Annotated in this window: 15 protein-coding genes and 1 pseudogene; 7 read left to right on the forward strand and 9 right to left on the reverse strand. The window is 58.4% G+C overall.

All coding sequences use genetic code 11. The annotated features are described in order from the left end of the window. Window positions 1-191 precede the first annotated feature (191 nt). Window positions 192-779 (reverse strand): annotated as a pseudogene (locus tag MT962_RS07560) (XRE family transcriptional regulator); the annotation flags it as partial. Window positions 780-1,143: 364 nt separating this feature from the next. Between MT962_RS07560 and MT962_RS07565 the strand changes: the two are divergent. Further along, window positions 1,144-1,332, forward strand: coding sequence for a hypothetical protein (locus MT962_RS07565; protein WP_024560771.1), 189 nt, complete (start codon window positions 1,144-1,146; stop codon window positions 1,330-1,332). Window positions 1,333-1,548: 216 nt separating this feature from the next. Continuing rightward, a complete protein-coding gene (locus MT962_RS07570) occupies window positions 1,549-2,772 on the forward strand; it encodes a benzoate/H(+) symporter BenE family transporter (protein ID WP_281732650.1) in 1,224 nt (407 codons plus the stop codon). A 27-nt stretch (window positions 2,773-2,799) separates the two neighbouring features. Here MT962_RS07570 and MT962_RS07575 read toward each other — a convergent pair whose 3' ends face one another. Both MT962_RS07575 and tehB read right to left on the reverse strand, forming a co-directional pair. Next, window positions 2,800-3,477, reverse strand: a complete 678-nt coding sequence (locus MT962_RS07575; protein ID WP_024557526.1) for a DUF3313 domain-containing protein — start codon at window positions 3,475-3,477, stop codon at window positions 2,800-2,802. A 204-nt stretch (window positions 3,478-3,681) separates the two neighbouring features. Then, complete coding sequence (gene tehB / locus MT962_RS07580; RefSeq protein WP_024557525.1) at window positions 3,682-4,275, reverse strand: tellurite resistance methyltransferase TehB; 594 nt, start codon at window positions 4,273-4,275, stop codon at window positions 3,682-3,684. 124 nt (window positions 4,276-4,399) lie between these two features. Between tehB and ydcK the strand changes: the two genes are divergently transcribed. After that, window positions 4,400-5,380 carry a YdcK family protein gene (ydcK, locus tag MT962_RS07585; protein WP_188723563.1) on the forward strand — a complete coding sequence of 327 codons (981 nt, stop codon included), beginning with the start codon at window positions 4,400-4,402 and terminating at the stop codon, window positions 5,378-5,380. Here ydcK and rimL read toward each other — a convergent pair. Further along, the gene (gene rimL / locus MT962_RS07590; RefSeq protein ID WP_024557523.1) at window positions 5,377-5,931 is read right to left on the reverse strand and encodes a 50S ribosomal protein L7/L12-serine acetyltransferase; all 555 of its coding nucleotides are present in this window, start codon (window positions 5,929-5,931) and stop codon (window positions 5,377-5,379) included. The genes ydcK and rimL overlap by 4 nt on opposite strands. A gap of 237 nt (window positions 5,932-6,168) precedes the next feature. On the opposite strand from rimL, the gene hpxO reads away from it, so the two are divergent. The 3 genes from hpxO (at window position 6,169) to MT962_RS07605 (ending at window position 8,077) form a co-directional block, all read left to right on the forward strand. Next, the gene (hpxO, locus tag MT962_RS07595) at window positions 6,169-7,326 is read left to right on the forward strand and encodes an FAD-dependent urate hydroxylase HpxO (protein WP_048887509.1); all 1,158 of its coding nucleotides are present in this window, start codon (window positions 6,169-6,171) and stop codon (window positions 7,324-7,326) included. Window positions 7,327-7,445: 119 nt separating this feature from the next. Then, window positions 7,446-7,721 (forward strand): type II toxin-antitoxin system HicA family toxin, encoded by a 276-nt coding sequence (locus MT962_RS07600; RefSeq protein WP_024557521.1) that lies wholly within the window; start codon window positions 7,446-7,448, stop codon window positions 7,719-7,721. Then, entirely contained in the window at window positions 7,718-8,077 is a 360-nt protein-coding gene (locus MT962_RS07605) for a type II toxin-antitoxin system HicB family antitoxin (protein ID WP_024557520.1), read from the forward strand. Before MT962_RS07600 ends, MT962_RS07605 begins: the two co-directional genes overlap by 4 nt. Window positions 8,078-8,156: 79 nt before the next feature. On the opposite strand, the gene MT962_RS07610 is transcribed toward MT962_RS07605, so the two are convergent. From MT962_RS07610 to MT962_RS07620, 3 genes are all read right to left on the reverse strand, one after another. Beyond that, on the reverse strand, window positions 8,157-9,812 hold the full coding sequence (locus MT962_RS07610; protein WP_024557519.1) for a glucan biosynthesis protein: 1,656 nt from the start codon (window positions 9,810-9,812) through the stop codon (window positions 8,157-8,159). Window positions 9,813-10,418: 606 nt separating this feature from the next. Next, entirely contained in the window at window positions 10,419-11,192 is a 774-nt protein-coding gene (locus MT962_RS07615; protein WP_024557518.1) for an ABC transporter substrate-binding protein, read from the reverse strand. A gap of 12 nt (window positions 11,193-11,204) precedes the next feature. Next, window positions 11,205-12,374, reverse strand: a complete 1,170-nt coding sequence (locus tag MT962_RS07620; protein ID WP_024560766.1) for a pyridoxal phosphate-dependent aminotransferase — start codon at window positions 12,372-12,374, stop codon at window positions 11,205-11,207. Window positions 12,375-12,482: 108 nt separating this feature from the next. Between MT962_RS07620 and MT962_RS07625 the strand changes: the two genes are divergently transcribed. Continuing rightward, window positions 12,483-13,343 carry a LysR substrate-binding domain-containing protein gene (locus MT962_RS07625; RefSeq protein ID WP_247365313.1) on the forward strand — a complete coding sequence of 287 codons (861 nt, stop codon included), beginning with the start codon at window positions 12,483-12,485 and terminating at the stop codon, window positions 13,341-13,343. Here the strand turns inward: MT962_RS07625 and MT962_RS07630 are convergent. Continuing rightward, window positions 13,330-14,826, reverse strand: coding sequence for a carboxylesterase/lipase family protein (locus MT962_RS07630; RefSeq protein WP_247365314.1), 1,497 nt, complete (start codon window positions 14,824-14,826; stop codon window positions 13,330-13,332). The genes MT962_RS07625 and MT962_RS07630 overlap by 14 nt on opposite strands. A 42-nt stretch (window positions 14,827-14,868) precedes the next feature. Then, a complete protein-coding gene (locus tag MT962_RS07635) occupies window positions 14,869-16,212 on the reverse strand; it encodes a VOC family protein (RefSeq protein ID WP_024557514.1) in 1,344 nt (447 codons plus the stop codon). Window positions 16,213-16,294: the final 82 nt, after the last annotated feature.

Genomic DNA, 16,294 nt, shown 5'->3' on the forward strand with positions numbered 1-16,294 from the left:
TTTGTTCATTATTGGTCATGGAAAGGCGGCTATTGTAGTCAGAACCCCGGCAGATCAGAAATAGTTTCGCCGCCTGGCTTTACGGGCTATTGCACAGGGCGGCAAAGCATGGGCGGATTTGTTATTTCCTGCGGGAAAGTGCGGTGGGTATGCTGAGGCGGTATTCCTGATTGTTCACCTCAGTATCGCTAGTCGTTGTAGTTTGTCGTTGTCACTTGCCGCAAGCTTGCTTGCGGTTTTTTTTATGCCGTTTTCACGTAATGGATGAGCGAGTGAAAGCGCACCGGCAGCGCGCTGGCGTTGCGGTAAGCGTGCGGCTCATCGCCCCGAAACCGCAGCCCTTCGCCAGCGGCAAGGCGTTGCCAGCGCCCCTGGGTTTGCATCTCCAGTTCGCCTTCTATCACCACCACGTGCTCAATCACCCCGCTTTCGTGCGGCGTGGATTCGCTGACGGCGCCCGGCGCAAGCGTGATGGCGAAGAGCTCAAAGCGCAGCGCTTCATCCCAGGGAAAGAGCGGCGTGACGATCATCGCCTGCTGCTGCGGATCGTAGGCGGTGGGCGCGTGCGCGGCGGGCGGCGCGATAAAGAGCGAAAACGGCACGTTGAAGCCAGTGGCGATTTTCCAAAGCGTCGCCACCGTCGGGCTCGACTCGTTGCGCTCAATCTGCCCGAGCATCGCTTTTGAAACGCCGGTGAGTTCCGCCGCCTGCGTCAGGCTCAGGCTACGGCTCAGGCGCAGGGTTTTCAGCGTGGCGGCAAGATAAGTGGCGATATCCATAAGGTGGCTGGCTTCCAGGGCGGGTTGATGAGGCGTTAACGATACCACTGCGCCGCAGTCTGCTTCCAGCCCGCTGGCAACCCTCGCCGCCGTGCCGCCCTTTTTCACGTGTCGTTTACCCCGCCACGTCTTTTACTGGCCAGTCAATAAACGTAAATCTTTTGGCGCAAAAACAATGGCGAAAAAAATATATTTTTACCTTACAGACGCTTCAGGGAAATTATTCCCTCTGCCGCTTAAGGCGGCGGGCTATTATTCTTACGCATGATAATTCGACTGCTATAGTTAGTTACTCATGCGCGCGCAATTACTTTTACTTCGCGGCGCGTTTATGCAATGAAGCGATGACTCTCAGGAGGTTGGTATGACTGAGAACAGAATCCGTTCAGAAAACTCTGCCGGGTACGCACCTGTGCCGCTGCACGCTGGCGGGCGGCGCGGCAATAAAGATGGCGTTGGCTACAAAAATACCCATGAAAGATCGGTCGATGCGGGGCAAAAAGCGGGTAAAACAACGCCTCCGCCAAACGATCCGCCCCAGGAGCGTAAATAAACCCCGGCAAGGGATTGCCCGTCTTATTATTAGTATTCAACTGAATAAGCCTGACGATAATTCCGCCGTAACCAAAAAACGTTATCCGAGTAATATTGCCGTTTGCCCTGCGATTTATTTCCCGCTCCGCCTGTTTTTTGCAAATAAACGCCTGGCGACGCGTAGCTGCTGAAAGTCAGTCCAGCTTGTGCGTTATAACGCACAATGTTATTCTGCATGGACGTTATAACGCACAGCGGAGCTTTCATGCGTCAGTTTTCTCTTCCTCTTCCCACCGTACTGGCGGGATTCGTGGCGGTGCTGGTCGGTTACGCCAGTTCCGCCGCTATTATCTGGCAGGCCGCGGCGGCGGCGGGCGCGAACATCGCGCAGATTGCGGGCTGGATGACGGCGCTCGGTATCGGCATGGGCGTCAGCACGCTTGCCCTGAGCCTTTGGTATCGCGCGCCGGTGCTGACGGCCTGGTCTACGCCCGGCGCGGCGCTGCTTGCCACCAGCCTGCAGGGCAGCACGCTGAATGAGGCGGTGGGCGTCTTTCTCTTCGCCAATCTGCTGATTGTGCTTTGCGGCGTGACGGGGTTATTTGCACGGCTTATGAAAATTATCCCGCCCTCGCTTGCCGCCGCGATGCTGGCCGGCATTCTGCTGCGCTTTGGGCTGCAGGCCTTCAGCGCGATGGAAGATCATTTCTGGCTGTGTGGCAGCATGCTGGCCGTGTGGCTCGCGGCGAAAGCGCTGATGCCGCGCTATGCCATTGTGGCTGCGCTGCTGGCGGGGCTCGCGGTTTCCTGGCTTGGCGGCGAAGTAGATAGCGCCGCGTTGCACTTCAGCGTGGCGGCGCCCGCCTTTACCGCGCCTGAATTTACATTCGCTTCACTGACCGGCATTGGTCTGCCCTTTTTCCTGGTGACCATGGCGTCACAAAACGCGCCGGGGCTTGCGACCATGCAGGCGGCGGGCTACCGCTTACCTGTCTCGCCGCTTATGGCGATGACCGGCGGGCTGGCGATGCTGCTGTCGCCCTTCGGCGTCTTTTCCATCTGCATCGCCGCCATTACCGCCGCTATCTGCCAGAGCCCCGACGCCCATCCGGATGTCCACAGGCGCTGGCTCGCGGCGGCGGCAGCGGGCGTTTTTTACCTGCTGGCGGGCCTGTGCGGCGCTTCAATCACCTCACTGCTTGCCGCATTGCCGCTGCCCTGGATACAGACGCTTGCCGGGCTGGCGCTGCTTGGCACCATCAGCGGCAGCCTGCACCAGGCGCTGGTGAGAGAAAACGAGCGCGACGCGGCGATTATTACCTTTCTGGTGACCGCGAGCGGCGTGACGCTGCTGGGCGTCGGCTCGGCATTCTGGGGGCTGATGGCGGGCGGAATAAGCTACGCGGTGCTGGCAACGACACGCCGTGGCCCGGCGTTAAAACAAGAGAAACAGGTATGAAAAAGGGAGCCGCGGCTCCCTTTTATTTTATTTGCTGTCGCCGCTTTTTGTATCAAACAGGGCGGCGTCGGCGGCCATGTCGTCCACCACCTGCTTAAGCGTTGCCAGGGTCATCGGCGTTTTTTCATTGTTGAGCGTTTCGCCTTCGCCCTTGCGCACGACTTTCACCACCGGCTTGTTGGTGGCCGCGTCAATCAGTTCGCCTTCAAAATAGAGATGTGTATCCATGGTGCGGTGCCCGGTCGCCATCTGCGTGCCCGCCACCAACAGCGCCACCGGCACCACTTCATAGAACTGAAGCCCTTCTTTGCTGCTGTCCACGCCGGTGATGGCGCCGCGGAAGATAAGGCTGCGCGGCCCCGGTGTTGTCACCAGCGGTTTGCGCTGCTGCGCGGCGGTTTTCAGCTTATTGTTGGTGTAATTGAGCAACCCATCCAGCACCTGCTGCCCCACCTGGGTTGTCGGGCGCGCTTCGGGGTAGAAGGTCACGGGGTTATACACAATGCTGTCGTAACTGGCGCTGTTAAAGGCAGGGTCCACCCAGCGAAGCACCGGTTTGCCGGTCGCCGATTTCGTTTCCTGCAGGCTGGAGTAATCTTTTAAAAAACCGGAATAGTTTTCAGGCTCAGCCACTTTTGACGCGCAGCCAGCCAGAACCAGCAGCGAAGAAAGCAATGTCGCCTTAATAAAACATTTATTACGCATTTTTTGTTCCCTGTTATGACGAATTAACCGGGACGTTATAGCAAAAGCGCGGCGGGATTACGGCGTAATAATGCGATTTACTGATAAATGCAGGCTAACTGAATACTTTCAATGCAGCCAGATTTATTTAATTAATAAATTAAAATAATACATTCACAAAAACAATAAATATGGCGGGCACGCAAGGACTTGCCCGCCCTGTCATTATGCTTTTCTGGCAAGAAGCGTGGCGAAACGCAGTTTAATGCGGTTGCCATTTTCATCCGTTTTATGAAGCTCGCCCGGGTTCTCGTTATATTTAATCAGTTCCCAACCGGCGTAATAGTTTTTTAATTCCCCTTCACTAAACGCGAAAGGAAACCCGACATTACAGGGGTAATCTTCAGTATTCATCGCCGCCACAATCAGGTTATATCCGCCCGGTTTCGTGCAACGCTGCATATTTTCTATCAGACGTGGAATGGTGGCGGGCGCCAGAAACATCAGCACCACGGTAGAAAGGATAAAGTCATAGTCGCCGTCAAAGGTCATGGCGTTCAGGTCGGCGATATCCGCCTTCAGGTTAGCCAGAGATTCCGCTTCAATAATGCGTTGCAGATTCGCAATGCTCATCGGGTTTTTGTCCCATGCGGTCACGTCAAAGCCGCGCGCCGCCAGATAGAGACTGTTGCGCCCGTTGCCGCAGCCGAGATCGAGCGTTTTGCCCGGCTGCACATAGCGCACGGCGTTCAGCACTTCTGAATGGGTGGCGGTCAGGCCATATTTTTCAGTGAAATAATTTTCGTCGCGAATAGTCATTACGAGGGTTCCTGCGTCGTTTCTAAGATGTATTTGATCTGCATTTTAAGGAAGCGGGCAGCGCGCCGCCAGCGCTAAAAACTCTGCTACGTTTATTGCAGAGCGTGATGAGGAAAGCGGAACCATGAGCAAATATGAGCTGGGCCACGAAATACGTAAGTTTACCTGGTCTGAAGGGGGCGAGAAAAAGAGCGTTGATCTGCGCCAGATCCGCGCCCTGCGCGACTTTGCCGATGTTAAAGCCGGCGCGCCTGGCGGCTGGGTGGAGGATGACGCCAGCCTCAGCCAGCAGGGCGACTGCTGGATCTACGATGAAAACAGCGTGGTGTTTGGCGGCGCCAGAGTCAGCGGCAACGCGCGCCTCACGCAGCCCTGCGATATTCGCGACGGCGCTAAAATCAGCGATAACGCCTGGATTGACCACGCGCAAATAAGCGACCACGCCCACGTCAGCGGCAACGCCATGGTGCAACGCTCCCAGGTGCGGGGCGAATGCCACATCTTCGGCGAAGCGCGGGTGATGAACGGCAGCCTGGTGCTGGCGGCGAAAGGGTTGACGCCCGATCGCGAGCAACAATTGCATATCTACGGGCACGCCACGGTCAACGCTTCCCGGGTGGTGCATCAGGCGCAAATCTATGGCCATGCGCTGCTCAGCTACGCCTTTGTTGAGCATCGGGCGGAGGTGTATGAAAACGCCATGCTGGAAGGCAACGAAGAGAATGATGTCTGGGTATGCGACTGCGCGCAGGTTTACGGCAACGCCCGCATCGTGGCGGGAAAAGGCGAAGAGGATGTGCCGACGCTTCGCTACAGCGCGCAGGTTTACGGGCATGCCGTCGTGGAAGGCAACTGCGTGCTTAAGCACCATGTGGAAGTTTTTGACCACGCCCGCCTCTCAGGCGGCCCGCTGATGCTGGACGACGGCGCGCGCATTTTCGGTAACGCGCAAATCAAAGGCAACGTGCTGATTGAAGATGGCGTGCAGGTTTTTGATAACGCCGTCGTCGAGGCTTACAACGGCGACCCGCTGCATCTGCGGGGGCGCAGAACCCTCAACGGCGACCAGCATATTACCCGCACCCCGATGCTGGGCGCGCTCTAGCGCCGCTTGTCGACGATCAGAGCATAGATGTTCTGATCGTAAAACTGGCCGTTGAGGTATTCCGCCTCTTTCAGCGTGCCCTCCAGCCGGAAGCCGTTGCGCAGGGCCACGCGGTTGCTCGCCTCATTGGCGACGCGGCATTTTATAACGAAGCGCCGCACCTCGCCCGAATCCGCATAACGGGCGATAAACGCCTGTAGCGCCTGTGACAGCAGCCCTTTTCCCTGCCAGGCCTCATCCAGCCAGTAACCAATGTAAGCCGTTTTGTTGGAAGGCTCTATCTGGTTAAACGACAGCACGCCTATCAAGCGATCCTGCTGCAGAATCATGAACATTTTCGCATAGCCGCGGTGGTGCAAAAGATAGTTGCCCTGGAGCGTTTTGCGGGTGTCTTCCGCCGATTTCACCTGCTTTGGCCAGTCCATCGCTTTTTGCAGCGCGGCTTTATTGCGCACTACCAGGTCATACAGCGCTTCGGAAAACGCCTCGTTCACGGAATGAAGCTTAAGATGGTCGTTTACGATGATTACCTCATCCTGCCAGTTTGGGATGTCCTGCAAGGGAGCGCTCCTGAATGCGTGCGAATAAACCTGATAGTTAACATAGCCTGGCGAGCAGCAACACCACCAGAATTTATGGTTTGCTGTAAAAAGCGGCAACTGCACCAGGCTCGCTCACCAAACTGGCGCAGCGCCGACACCTTTGCGCCGCTATTGCGCCCGCTTATGGCTGCGGCTGGCTGGTATAGAAATTGCTTAACGTTTTCGTAACCACGAAGGAGACGAAGAATGAAAGCGATCATTATTGGCGGCGGCATAGGCGGCCTTAGCGCGGCGATAGCGCTCAAGCGTTGCGGCATCAGCACCGAAGTTTACGAGGCGGTAAAGGAGATAAAACCCGTTGGCGCCGCCATATCCATCTGGCCGAATGGCGTAAAGTGTCTTAACTGGCTAGGCATGAAAGAACCTTTAGCCGCCCTCGGCGGACCGATGGAGTTTATGGCTTATCAGGAGTTCCGCCAGGGCCAGACGCTGACGCGCTTTAGTCTTGATCCTTTAGTGAAAAGCGTGGGCGAGCGCCCCTACCCCGTGGCGCGGGCGGAATTGCAGGATATGCTGCTCGCCGCCTATGGTCGCGACGCGGTGCAGTTTGGCAAACGCGTAACGCATATTGAAGAGACGCCCGGCGGCGTTCGCGCCTTTTTTAGCGACGGACATATCGCCGAAGGCGACCTGCTGATCGCCGCTGACGGCACCCATTCCGTGATTCGCCCCTGGGTGCTGGGCCATCAAACGGAGCGTCGCTATGCCGGTTACGTTAACTGGAACGGGCTGGTGGAGATTGATGAATCCATTGCGCCGGCGAACCAGTGGACCACGTTTGTCGGCGAGGGCAAACGCGTTTCGCTGATGCCGGTGGCGGGCAACCGTTTCTATTTCTTTTTCGACGTGCCGCTGCCCAAAGGGCTGGCGGAAGATCGCACTACCGTGCGCGAGGATCTTAAGCGGTACTTCTCCGGCTGGGCCGCGCCGGTGCAAAAGCTGATTAACGCAATCGATCCGCAAACCACTAACCGCATTGAGATCCATGATATTGAACCCTTTATGCAACTGGTGCGCGGGCGCGTGGCGTTGCTCGGCGACGCCGGGCACAGCACCACGCCGGATATCGGCCAGGGCGGCTGCGCGGCGATGGAGGACGCGGTGGTGCTGGCGATAGCCTTGCAGACAAACTCCCTTGGCATAGAGGACGCGCTGCTGCGCTATCAGGACAAACGCGCCTGGCGGGTAAAAGACCTGGTGCTGAAAGCGCGCAAGCGCAGCGACGTCACGCATGGCAAAGAGATGAGCGTCACTGCTGGCTGGTATGAGGAGCTAAAGAGCGAAACCGGCGACCGCATTCTGGCGGGCATGCGGGAAACCATTCTCGGCGGACCGCTGGCCTGACATCGTTGCACCCATGTTGTAGTTAGAATCTGAATCCTCTTCGCAAAATGACGTCAGCAATTGACGTCATTTTTTTGTACGCTACTATGACTTCATAAACTGACGCCACGGAAGGAACTATGGGCTATGGCAAAGAATATTTAAGGAAAAAGCACCACCATACGTTATGTCAGGTTTTCGCCTCGCCGGTTTCCACGGCGATAAAATGGCAGGATATTGAAATGCTCATCATTGCGCTCGGTGGCGAAGTGAGCATGGGCCGAGGCTCGCGCGTGCGGTTTCTGCTCAACGACTCGGTAGCCCATTTTCATCGCCCGCACCCCGACCCGACAACGGACAAAGGCGCGGTGCTCGGTTTACGCTACTGGCTACAGGAACAAGGAGTTATGCCATGACCACTACGTTACCGCCCAACACGCTGCTGATTCAGGGCCAGCCAGCGCTCATCACCTATGAGCCCGAGCTGCGGCTGTTTCGCGGCCGTTTTCTGGGGCTGACAGGCTACTGCGATTTTATGGCCGACAGCCTGAAGGGATTGCAGGAGCAAGGGGAAATTTCGCTCGCTGAATATCTGGCGGATTGCGAGGCGCGTTCAGTCGCCCCTTTTGAGCGCGAAGATAAGCTAAAAACATTCACGCTGCGCTACCCTGCCTCGTTTAGCGAACGTCTGGCGGTGGCCGCCGCTGAGCAAAACATGTCGGTGAACAGTTTTATTGTCGATACGCTGGCGAGGCGCATGAAGCTGCGCTGAGACGAAAAAAAGCCCCGCTGCCGGGGCTTTTTTAACGCTTCTCGCGAGCGCCAGCTCATCGCATCTGGCGGTCGTTAGCTTATCGCATCTGGCGATCGTCGACGTAGTTGCGCTTATCCGGCGCGGGCGGGAAATACTGATAAAGCCAGGTTTCGCTGATGGCCTCGCCCTGGCAGCGCAGGAACATGCGCATTTCCACCGGATCAACCGAGTCGGAATTCGGATACCAGTCGAACAGGATGCGATAGCCGTCGAAAGGCTCGACGTAGAGGATCTCCACCTGCTTCGCTTCGCCGCTGGAGAGTGTTATCACCGGTTCGATGCCCTTCGGCGCCGACTCTTTCAGCTTGCCGCCGATAAAGTCGATGGCGATGCGGCGCGACCACTGGCTCGGGTAATGCTCGCCCGGCGCCCAGCCTTCCGGGAAGCTGCCCATGCCCGTGCGGGTGGCGTAGACGCGGGCAAGCGGCGTATGGACCGGCGCGTCGCCGCTCCAGTAAAGACGGTATTCGAAGTTAAGCTTATCTCCCGCCTTGACCGGTTTCTCCGGCTGCCAGAAGCAGACAATATTATCCAGCGTTTCGCCGGTGGTCGGGATCTCCATCAGCCCAACGGTGCCCTTGCCCCAGCGGTTGCGCGGCTCCACCCACAGGCTCGGGCGCTTGTTATACCAGCCCATAATGTCCTGATAACTCTCAAACTTATGGTCGGTCTGCAACAGACCGAACCCTTTCGGGTTCTCATCCATAAACGCGTTGAACTGCAGACGCTGCGGGTTGTTCAGCGGACGGCAGACCCACTCGCCGTTGCCGCGCCACATGGCGAGACGATCGGAGTCGTGAATTTGCGGATGGATGGTGTCGCACATGCGGCGCTCATTGGTGCCGCAGCTAAACATGCTGGTCATCGGCGCGATGCCGAGCTGTTTAATGTCTTTACGGGCGAAGAGGTGATTTTCCACCTCCATCATCACCTGGGTCGACTCACAATGGATAGTAAATTTGTAAGCGCCAGTGATGCTGGGGCTGTCGAGCAGCGCATAAACCACGAACGTGGTGTCATCTGCTTTCGGCGTTTCAAACCAGAAAGCGGTGAAATCCGGGAACTCTTCCGGCTGGTCGGTGAAGGTGTCTACCGCCAGGCCGCGTGCGGAAAGGCCATACTGGTAAGTGCTGTCCACCGCGCGGAAGTAGCTTGCGCCGAGGAAAGAGACAACGTCGCGTCGCGCCAGCTCAGGCGCTTTGAACGCGCGAAAACCGGCGAACCCGAGGTCGGTCTGCCCTTCCAGCTGGCGGGTATCCACGCCCGCGTCATGATAGTTAAACAGCTCCGGCCGGAAGTGAATTTCGCGCGCCTGGCGGCTGGAGGGGTCGACCGAGAACATGCGCACGCGGCGGCGAAAACCCATGCCGACGTGGAAGAACTGCACGTCGAGCTGACGGCCTTCAATGTTGTTCCACAAGGCGTGACCCGCGTCGTACTGAATACTGTTATAGGCCTGCGGCGTAAGCGTAGCGAGCGTGTTCGGCAGCGGTCGTGGCGCCCCGCCCCAGGGGTTCTTTGCAAGGCTACTCGCCATGTTCTGCAACTCAGAGAAATCAAACGCGCGGGTCTGCCCGTCGGCGATACCGGCCTCGTCCGCCCAGGCCGTACGGGAAAAGAGACCGGCCATGCCGGGCGCGCCACACGCCGCGGCGAGTGCGAATGAGGCTTTGATAAAACGTCTGCGGTTCATGCCTGAGAAATCGTCCTTAGTTGTCGATACAGGTTGTCCTGCCCACGGGCAGAACACGGCAAGTGTTAAGCGATCAGACCGCACACTGTAGACAAAATTCAGAATGAAGCCAATAGCCAGCCGAAAACTTATTTTTCTTTTACTTTTCAGAAAGTTATTTGTCAGCAAACGGCAAGCGAACGTCCGCACGGGCTAAGTCTAACGTCTTAATTGTGAAAGGAATTTCAGGACAGCGCGACGGCCGGGAAAGCGCCGGATAAAACGCGAAAACCAGCTTCGTTATCAGACGATTCCTCCTGGTTGCGCGTCATCGATGGCAGCATGCACGTATTCAAAAAAAATATGTCTGCTCCTCTTGCCAGACGAAGCGCCGAAGGGTAGTTTCAGCGACGCAGTCCGGCGTGATGCGCCGTCATCGCACCGGCTGTATATGCCTTTTATTCCTCCCGCTGGGAGGGTCCGGCGCCACAATAAAAATCTCGCCGGATAACACCTGAATTTAATGATGATAGCTCGCGGTGGCCCGGCCTGGCCGGGTTCTCTTTGAGAAACACCGATAAAAAAACCCCGGCGCTCAGCGAACCGGGGTTTTTAATTTTATGAAGGTTATTTCACACTGACGTCGATGCCGGGAAAATACTTTTTCGCAAGCTGGTCGATGGTGCCGTCGGCGCGCACTTTATCGATAGCGGCGTCGAGCTGTTTTTTCGTCGCCTCGTCGCCTTTGCGCAGGCCGAAGCCGATGCCGCTGCCCAGGATCTTGTCATCCTCTACCGGCTTGCCGATAAAACCAAAGCCCTTGCCCTGCGGCTTGCTGAGGAAACCGCCCTGGCCTGCGGCGGACATCACCAGCGAAGCGTCGATACGCCCGTTCACCAGATCGCCCCACGCCATATTCTGATCTTTATAGGAGATGACCGTCACGCCCTGCTTTTCCCAATGCTCTTTGGCGTAGGTCTCCTGAATGGAGCCTTGCAGCACGCCGATGGTTTTGCCTTTCAGCGCTTGCGGCGTGGCGTCCAGCGCGCTGCCCGCTTTCCCCACCAGCTGTGAAGGAATACGATAAATCGGCTGGGTGAAGTCGATGCTCTGGCGGCGCTGGTCAGTAATGTTCATCGCCGAGTTAATGGCGTCGAACTTTTTTGACATCAGCCCCGGGATCAGCGCGTCGAATGAGGTTTCCACCCATGAGCACTTAAGCCTGGCCGCCTTGCAGATGGCGTTGCCGAGATCCACGTCAAACCCTTCCAGCTCGCCCGCAGCGTTGCGGCTTTCAAACGGCGGGTATTCGGCTTCGATGCCATAGCGCAGTTCGTCTGCGGCAAAGGCCGCACAGGAAAACATCCCAAGCGTCAGGCACAACACTTTCACTTTGTTCATCTTCACCCCTTCTTAACGTGGCTTTACCTGGCAGAGCGCCTGCGCGCCTGCCCTTAACGTCGCTTCATCTTTGGCAAAAGAGAGGCGAATGAGTTTGTTATCGGTTCCGTCGGCGTAGAACGCGGAAAGCGGAATGGTCGCCACGCCGTAATCGGTGATCAGCCGTTTGACCAGTTCGCTGTCCGCCTCGTCGCTGAAATGCGCGTAGCTCGCCAACAAAAAGAACGCGCCGCCGCTCGGCAGCAGTGTAAACGGCGAGGCCGCCAGCAACTGCTGCATCAGGTCGCGCTTGCGTTGATAAAAGTCACCCAGCGCCAGATAGGTTTCCGGGTTGGCCATGTAATCGGCAAAAGCGTACTGCATTGGCGTGTCGGCGGAAAACATTAAAAACTGATGGACCTTGCAGACCTCCTCCATCAGCGCCGCCGGGGCCAGACAGTAGCCCACGCGCCAGCCGGTAACGTGAAAGGTCTTGCCAAACGAGGAGACAATCACGCTGCGCTCGGCAAGCTGCGGGTGCGTCGCCATGCCATGGTGACGCTCACCGTCAAACACGATGTGCTCATACACTTCGTCAGAGAGAATAATGATATCGGTGTTCTTCGTTACCGCTGCCAGTTGCTCCAGGTCCGCACGGCTGAAAACCTGCCCGCTCGGGTTGTGCGGCGTGTTGACGATTATCATGCGGGTGCGCGGCGTAATGGCGGCGCGCACCTCATCCCAGTCGACGCTGAATTCGGGCACCGTCAGCTTGATGGCGACAGGCGTCGCGCCCTGCAGCCGCACGATGGGCGCGTAGCTGTCGAAGGAGGGTTCAAAATAGATGACCTCATCGCCCGGATGCACCAGACCGCTTATTGCCGAGTAGAGGCCTTCGCTGGCGCTGGCGGTGATAAGAATTTCGCTTGCGGCGTCATAGCGCGCCTGGTAGAGGCGCGCCACTTTTTCAGCAATCAACTCCTTTAAGCGCAGCAGGCCGGTCATCGGCGCATACTGGTTATGATTAGCTTGCATCGCCCGGGTGACGCCCGCCGTGAGCTGCGGGTCGCAGGGGAAATTGGGCGCGCCCTGAGAGAGGTTGATGGCGTTATGCTGCGCTGAAAGCTGGCCTATCACCGTAAAAATCGTGGTGCCCACGTCGGGCAGTTTCGAGCGGCTCTGTACCGGAGTTTGCATCATCACACCTTCACTTAATCACAAAATATGCATAACTATTCAACAGAATGGTTTGCCGCCACAACCGAATTGTTGTCATAATAGCCATGCATAAAACGCATAGCTGGAGCAAGCATGTCGCGGCGCACTTTTCCTCTCACAGCGGTGGATGCCTTTCTTGTCACCGCCCGTTTTCTTAATCTTACCCATGCCGCTCGCGAGCTGTGTCTGACGCAGAGCGCAGTAAGCCGAAAAATCGCCGCGCTGGAAGCCTGGTTCGGTTTCGCCCTGTTCGAGCGTCACGCCCGCGGGCTGCACCTGACGCCGCAAGGCGAGGCGCTGTTGCCCGAACTGCAACAGGCGTATGGCGAGCTCATCCGCACGGCGGAGCAGGCGCGGCACAAGCAGAGCGTGGTGCGCCTTAAAGCGCCCACCTGCGCCATGCGCTGGCTGTTGCCAAAGCTGATGCGGCTCGAAAAAAGCCTGCCCGATATGCAGGTGGCGCTCACCACCACTATCGGCCACGGCGTGAGCTTCAAAACCGAGCCTTTCGACGCCGCGATTATTTTCGGCTCGCACAACCGGGGCGGCGATCTGCTGTTTGAAGAGGCGCTCACCCCCGTCGTCAGCCCTGCGCTGGCGGGCGAAAACCCGATCGCGCTTGATTCCCTCTCAGCGTTGACTTTTCTGCACCCTACTCGCGATAAAACCGACTGGACGCTGTGGCTTTCTCAGCAAACAGCGCCGCTGCCCGCTATGCGAAAAAATCAACACTTCGACACCATGGATCTCGCCATCAGCGCCGCAATCCAGGGCTTCGGCATCGCGATTGCCGATCTTAATCTGGTGGAGGAGGATTTACGCGCGGGCCGGTTATTACGCCCGTTTCCTGCCAGCGTAAAAACCGGGGCCGCTTACCGGCTGGTGATCCGCGAGCAGCCAGAGGACGCGGCGCCGCTGCTCGCCTTTCGCGAACAGTTGCTTACTCTAAGCTGACGTGGTGTTTCATCACCCGTTTAAAGAGCTGCATGCGGGCGCGCATAAAACGGTTCTCAAGCTTAAACCCCGCCAGCTTATCAAGCCCAATGCGCAACAGCCGCTCGCGCCCACGCAGGCTCGCCCACCAGCGCACCGGCCCTTCCAGCACCGGCGGCGTGCCGGGCTGATAGTGGGCGAAACGCGCCCAGTAGTCCGCCACCTGCGACGCGAAAGCGAGGTCGTCGGGCGTGACATACTGGCAGGCAGGCTCGGTGAGGCGCAGCGTGTCGAACACATAAGGCACCTCGTTGCCGTGCCACGCGCCGTTGGCGTAGGTTTCCCGCTCCGCCTCCGCCACATAGTCGAACCAGTAGCGCCAGCAGGGTTGATTAATGCGCTGCTGCGCCTGCATCACCACAAATCCGAGCGTGGTGAAAGCCATGTCGCGGCAGACCTGGCGGCCCAGTTCTCTGTCTTCCCGCACGCCGGGGTAAAGCAGGCGAATCAACCCTAACCCCAGCCGCCGTTCCCGACGCAGCTTCGCTATCTGCGCCTCCAGCGAAACGCCGAAATACGCCAGTACGCTCGCCTCGTCGCTGTTGCTGCCGACCAGCACAGGCATGGGATGCTGCTGCGCGGCGAAGAAGGTCTCCAGCATCGGCTGCGGCAGCACGCTGTCGCCACAGATGGGAACCGGGGCGATATTATGGGGCGCCGCAAGCGACCAGAAGGCGTCGGCGGGCAAGGCGCGAAGCTGCGCCGCGCTGGCATTCTCAAGGCCGAAATGGGTCGCCAGCGCCACGCCTTTTCGCAGCGCCTGCTCGCGCGGCGTATCCGCAAGGGTATAGCCGCTTTGCACGCAAGCCTTGTGAAATAACCCTTTCGCCATCGGCGAAGCGAGCAGCGAGAGGACGCTGCGCGCGCCGGCGGACTCCCCGAATAAGGTGACGTTGTCACGATCGCCGCCAAACGCCGCGATGTTCTCCTGCACCCAACGCAGCGCGGCTATCTGATCAAGCAGTGCGAAGTTATTGACCGGCGTCTCTTCTTCGAGCGACGGATGGGCGAAAAAGCCAAGATGCCCCAGCCGGTAATTCACCGTCACCAGCACCACGCCGCGCGCAGCAAGCCGCCTGCCGTCATAAGGCGGCAGCCCGCCGGAACCAAGCGTGAAGCCGCCGCCGTGGAGCCAGACCATCACCGGCAGCGCGCCCTGCCGTTCAACGGGCGACCAGACATTCAGATAAAGGCAATCTTCGGAAAAGGCGCCCGGGTCGCCGCCTGCGAGGTTTTTACAAAAGTCGCGATTCTGCCAGCTCGCCGCGCCGAAACGGTCGGCCTGCAATACCCCCTGCCAGCTGGTCGGGGGTTGCGGCGCGCGCCAGCGCAATTCGCCTACCGGCGGCGCGGCGTAGGGAATGCCGCGCCAGACTGCTATATTCTCTTCTACCACGCCCGACAGCAGCCCCTGAGCCACTGCGACTTCCGGCGAACTCTCCATTTACTTTTCCTTTTCAGCATCACTGCTGAGAGCGTAGCGCGCTCAGAGCAGACCGCAACGTCGCTTGCTGCGATCTTCCGCCTCCTGATATAGCGTGAACTCGTTAAACACCGGGCAGCCGAGCGCCGCCTCGAAGCTCTCGCGGCTGGCGTTGCCGTGGCTGCGGGCGCGGTTATCCGCTCCCAGGTTGGACTGAAAAATCCCGGCGGCGCTGACCGGCAGAAAATCCTCATAGATGATAGGCTGCGCGGTAACCCAGCCGCGCTCAATCAACAACTGCGGGTCATCGCCGGGGTGAATAGCGTGACGGTGCGTTTCGCCCACCGGCGTTAAGCGGTAACGGAAATAGGCCAGCCCCTGGCGGCGCAGCAGCGCGTCGCTGTCCGGAAAGCGGCTGAACACCTCCTGCAGATGGTACTGGTGGGTAAAGTTATCTTTGCCGCTGCCCGCTTCCTGCAAAAGCGCATCGTACAGCGCCCGGCCTTTCGGCGTGAGCGCCATGCCGCGCTGCTCGATTTCGCCAAACCGCGCCGTGTGGGTGCCCGCGCTTTCGCCGGCAAACATTATCGGCTCCTCCAGCGCCTTGAAGCTGGTCTGGCGCAGCAGCACCGGAAACTCCCGGCGCGGCGGGCCTTCAATCAGCGCTTTCGGCGTGATGCCATACTCCGGCATCAACGCCTGCACCCGGTCAATGTCCAGCGTGCGCGGCGTCAGGTGGTTGATATGGCATCCGCGAAAACAGACCACGTCGGCAATCAGGCGGTGTTCATCATGCAGCGCCTGGTAAGTCTGCGCGTCTACGGTGGCGTGGCTGTGCCAGCGGAAGGTTTCCAGCGCCTCGCGCACAAACTCCTTCGCCTGATCTTCCGTAAAGCCGCCCTGCTCGTCATAAATATCGAGCAAGGCGTAACAGCGTGGCGTGAAGATATCGCGCTTCGCGAGAATGGCGGCGGCGCGTTTCCTGAGCTTTTCGTTCTCAATCAGCTCAAGGCGCAGCAGCGAGGTGAAGATGCGAAACGGATTGCGCGCCAGCGCAACGTCGTCGACCGGGCGAAAGGCCGTCGAGTGCACCGGCACCCCCGCCTGGGAGAGATCGTAATAGCCAACCGGATACATGCCCATAATCGCAAAGACGCGCCGCAACGTGGCAAGCTCCTTCGCCGTGCCGACGCGGATCGCCCCGTGGCGCTCCACGTTAAGGCGCGCCAGTTCGTCGGCGTTCGCCAGCTGTTCATGCAGCTGCGGGTTATTCTCCAGAACCCCAAGGTTAACGTCCGCCACCAGTTCAAGCAGCGTGCCGTACTGCGGCACCTCTTTCTGGTACATCGCCGACATCGCCTGTGAAAATTGCTCCCGAATATCATCAGCCGTGATGCTGTTCGCCATATTCTCGTGCCTCCAGTGAGTATTGATGTGAGTGTAGAGAACGACTTACGCGCCTGGTGGGAACAATGTGTAAATTGTGATC

The organism is Franconibacter sp. IITDAS19, assembly GCF_023079515.1.
In the GTDB taxonomy this organism is placed as follows: Bacteria; Pseudomonadota; Gammaproteobacteria; order Enterobacterales; family Enterobacteriaceae; genus Franconibacter; species Franconibacter pulveris.